Source organism: Kineococcus indalonis (assembly GCF_009906395.1).
GTDB lineage: Bacteria > Actinomycetota > Actinomycetes > Actinomycetales > Kineococcaceae > Kineococcus > Kineococcus indalonis.
Genome location: NZ_JAAALM010000474.1, coordinates 1 through 3,206, shown reverse-complemented (window position 1 = coordinate 3,206; position 3,206 = coordinate 1). Strand labels below are relative to the sequence as shown.

Genomic DNA, 3,206 nt, shown 5'->3' with positions numbered 1-3,206 from the left:
GGACCGGGCGACCACGCGGGGGAGCCCCGCCCCCGCGGACCCCCGCACCGCCGGATCAGGACGACCGCTTCGCCGGACGCGCGGCTCGGGGCCGGGCGTCCGCTGTCCCGTCACGAGCGCGACGGCTACGAGCGCGCCCTCGAGCACGACCTGAGCGCCGTGCGCGTCCATGCCGGCCCGGTCGCGGCCGGGCTCGCCGGTGACCGGCACGCCCTCGCCTTCACCTACGGAACGCACATCGTCCTGGGCGCCGACGCCCAGCGTGCCGGGCAGGGTCGCTACGACGCCGTGCTCGCGCACGAGCTCGTCCACGTCGTCCACCAGGCAGGCGAGCCGTCCCCGCGCGACCCGTGCCGCTCCGGCACACCCGCGCGCGGACCACCCTGCGTGCCGACGCTGCGCACGTCGGTGCGCGCCCAGGACCTCGGGGTCCCCGACTTCGTCGAGGACGCGGCGAGCGCTGCGGCCGGCTTCGCCGGCGATGTCGCCGGTGAGGTCGTCGACTTCGGCGGCGACGTCGTGGAGATCGGCGGCGACATCGCCGGCGTGGCCGTCGACGCCGCGCTGCATGTCGGCGGCCTCGTCCTCGAAGGTGCGGAGGAGGTGATCGACTACCTCGCTCCAGGCCTCCTGCCGTTCCTGAGCGGTAACGTCTTCGAGCTGCTCGAGGACATCTTCTGCCGCGGCGTCGACGCCGTCGTCTCGACGATGCTCGACCCGCTGGGCGACCTCGACGTCATGTCGGGGATCGAGATGTTCTTCCGCGGCCTGACCGCCGGCGTGAAGGCTGTCTACGGTGCGCTGGGCACCACGGCGAGCGCCGCCGTGGGGGTGCTCCTGCGACCCGTCCTCGTGGTCATCGACCTGTTCGGCGAGGACGTCGTCGGTCTCGTCCAGGGCCTCTCGAACGCCGTCAGCGCGGTGTTCACGACGCTGTGGGACAACATCGCCCTGCCCGTGCTGGAGTTCCTCGGCGCCGTGGGTTCGTGGGCGTGGGCGGCCTTCACGCAGATGGTCACGTGGGTGTGGGACATCACCGAGCCGCTCCGCGATCTGGCGGAGTGGGCCTGGGAGTGGCTCCTGGAGCAGTTCGGCCTCGTGTGGGAGAGCTCGCAGGGGGTGCGCACCTGGCTCGAGGAGAAGGCCACCGCCGCCTGGGAGGCGTTCCTCGAGATCATCGAGCCGATCAAGACCCCGCTGAAGGTCGTCGGCGGCATCCTGCTCATGCTGTCCCCGCTGGGACCGATCGTGCTCCTCACCCAGGTGCTGCCGCCGGTCTGGGACAAGCTCACGTGGCTGGCCGCGAACTGGCAGGACACCGAGGTGGTGGTCCGCGCGCGCGAGGTCCTCGAGAAGGACGTGCTGCCCTTCCTGATCGGCGTGGTGGACAGCCTCAAGCAGCTCGTCGCCACGGCCGCCGGCTGGCTGGCCGGTCTGGTGGGGAGCGTGGCGCGGGGCATGAAGGTCGTCCTGGGGCTCTTCTCCTCCAGCACGTGCCTGAAGCCGGTCAACCGGGTCCTCGAGCACGTCGCCGACCAGTTCGACCGGCTCCAGGCCTGGGCCGAGAACGGGTTCGCCGGCCTGGGCCCGGCGGTCGGGGCCCTCTTCGAGACGCTCCGCACGATCTTCCAGCCCATCCTCGACTTCCTCGTCCGGCTCGTCCTCGTGGTGTCGAACCCGCCGCTCCTGCCCGTGGCGATCACCGGCGGGATCTGGCTGCTCCTGCCCGACACGTTCAAGCCGCCGGTCATCGCCTTCGTCCTGGGGCTGCTCATCGCGTTCGTCTCCGGCTTCCCCGCCTTCCTCACCGGCCTCGGTCCGCTGGCGGCCGTGCTCAAGTCGGCCGTGCTCGGCTTCCTGCGGCACCTCAGGAGCAAGGAGAAGGTCGACGACCCGACACGCATCGCCGCGTCGAACAAGATGGCCAACCTCATGGCGGGCGGCGGGATCCAGTTCGTCGCGGGCTACGCCATCGGCCTCGTGCACGGCCTGGTCGAGGGCATCATCGACCCGTTCAAGATGCTGTTCATGCTGTTCGAGCTGGTCGTCGTCGCCATCCGGGTGCTGAAGCGCGTGCTGGCTCCCGTCGTGGTGTCCTTGGCTCCGGCGCCGGTCGTGGCGGGGATCAGGAGCGTCGAGTCGGCCACGGCCGTCCCGGCCCCGGCCGCCGCCGCGGCTCCGGTCGCCGGGGGTGAGGCGGCGGCACCCGCCGACGTAGCGGTGCGGGCTCCACCTGAGCCCGGAGCAGCACCCGCGCCGACGGCCGTCGTCGGCGGGACGGTCGAGAGCGCCCTGGGACCGGCAGACGGAGGAACCGCCGCGACCGTCGTGCCGACGGGCGGTGCCACGTCCGCCGCGGCGATCGAGGCCGCGCCGGCGGCTGACACCGCCCGGATCGGTGCCGGTGACTCGACGACGACTGAGGCAGGCGGAGGCGAGGGAGCCGCCGAGGACGCGGTCTTCGCCGCGGAGGGCGTCGAGAGCGACGTGGAGATCGCCCGTCGCCTGCCACCCGACGTCGTCTCCGGTGCCGTGGCCGGAACGGAGCCCGAAGGGGGCACCGCCGACGGGTTGACGGCGGAGATGCGCACCGAGGTCGAGGCGACCAGCGGCTCGGTGAGCAGTCTCGCCTCGCTGCTCGGGGAGGCCTGGACGTGGCTCATGGACGCGAGCGGGCTGCTCGGCGCACGGATCGCCGTCGAGCTGCTCAAGCTCCTCGCGCTGTCCGACTACGCCCTGGGACGCAAGCTCGGCTGGCTCTCGGGGATGATCCTGCTCGAGGTGCTCATCGCCTACTTCACGGCGGGCGGGTACACCGTGCTCAAGCAGGGGGCCTCCCTCGGTCGGCGCCTGCTCGCCTACCTCCTGCGGTTCCTCGACATCGGGGGCGAGGTCCTCGGTGTGCTCGGCCGTGCGCTCGCTCCGCTCAAGGGCCCGATCCTCCGCGGGTTCGGCGCCGTCAAGGGGTTCCTCAGCCGCTTCGGCTCCATCCGCGGCATCGTCGAGTCGATCGAGGCGCTGGCGCGGAAGGTCTTCCGGTTCGGGGACGACGCCGCTGCACGGGCACCCGACCGGCTCGGTGGCGCCGCTCCCGCACCGCGTGCCGGCCTGCCCGAGCCCGGCGCTCCAGCACCCCGGGCCGGAGCTCCCCAGGCTCGGCCGTCCACGCCCCCGGCGCGAGCGCCCGAGCCGGCCACGGCCCCGCC

2 pseudogenes are annotated in these 3,206 nt (G+C 72.9%); both read left to right on the top strand.

The window, feature by feature from the left end:
- Positions 1-159 precede the first annotated feature (159 nt).
- Positions 160-270: pseudogene (locus tag GTR00_RS26455) on the top strand (eCIS core domain-containing protein); the annotation flags it as partial.
- Between the two features lie 117 nt (positions 271-387).
- A pseudogene (locus tag GTR00_RS17660) lies at positions 388-3,206 on the top strand (hypothetical protein); the annotation flags it as partial.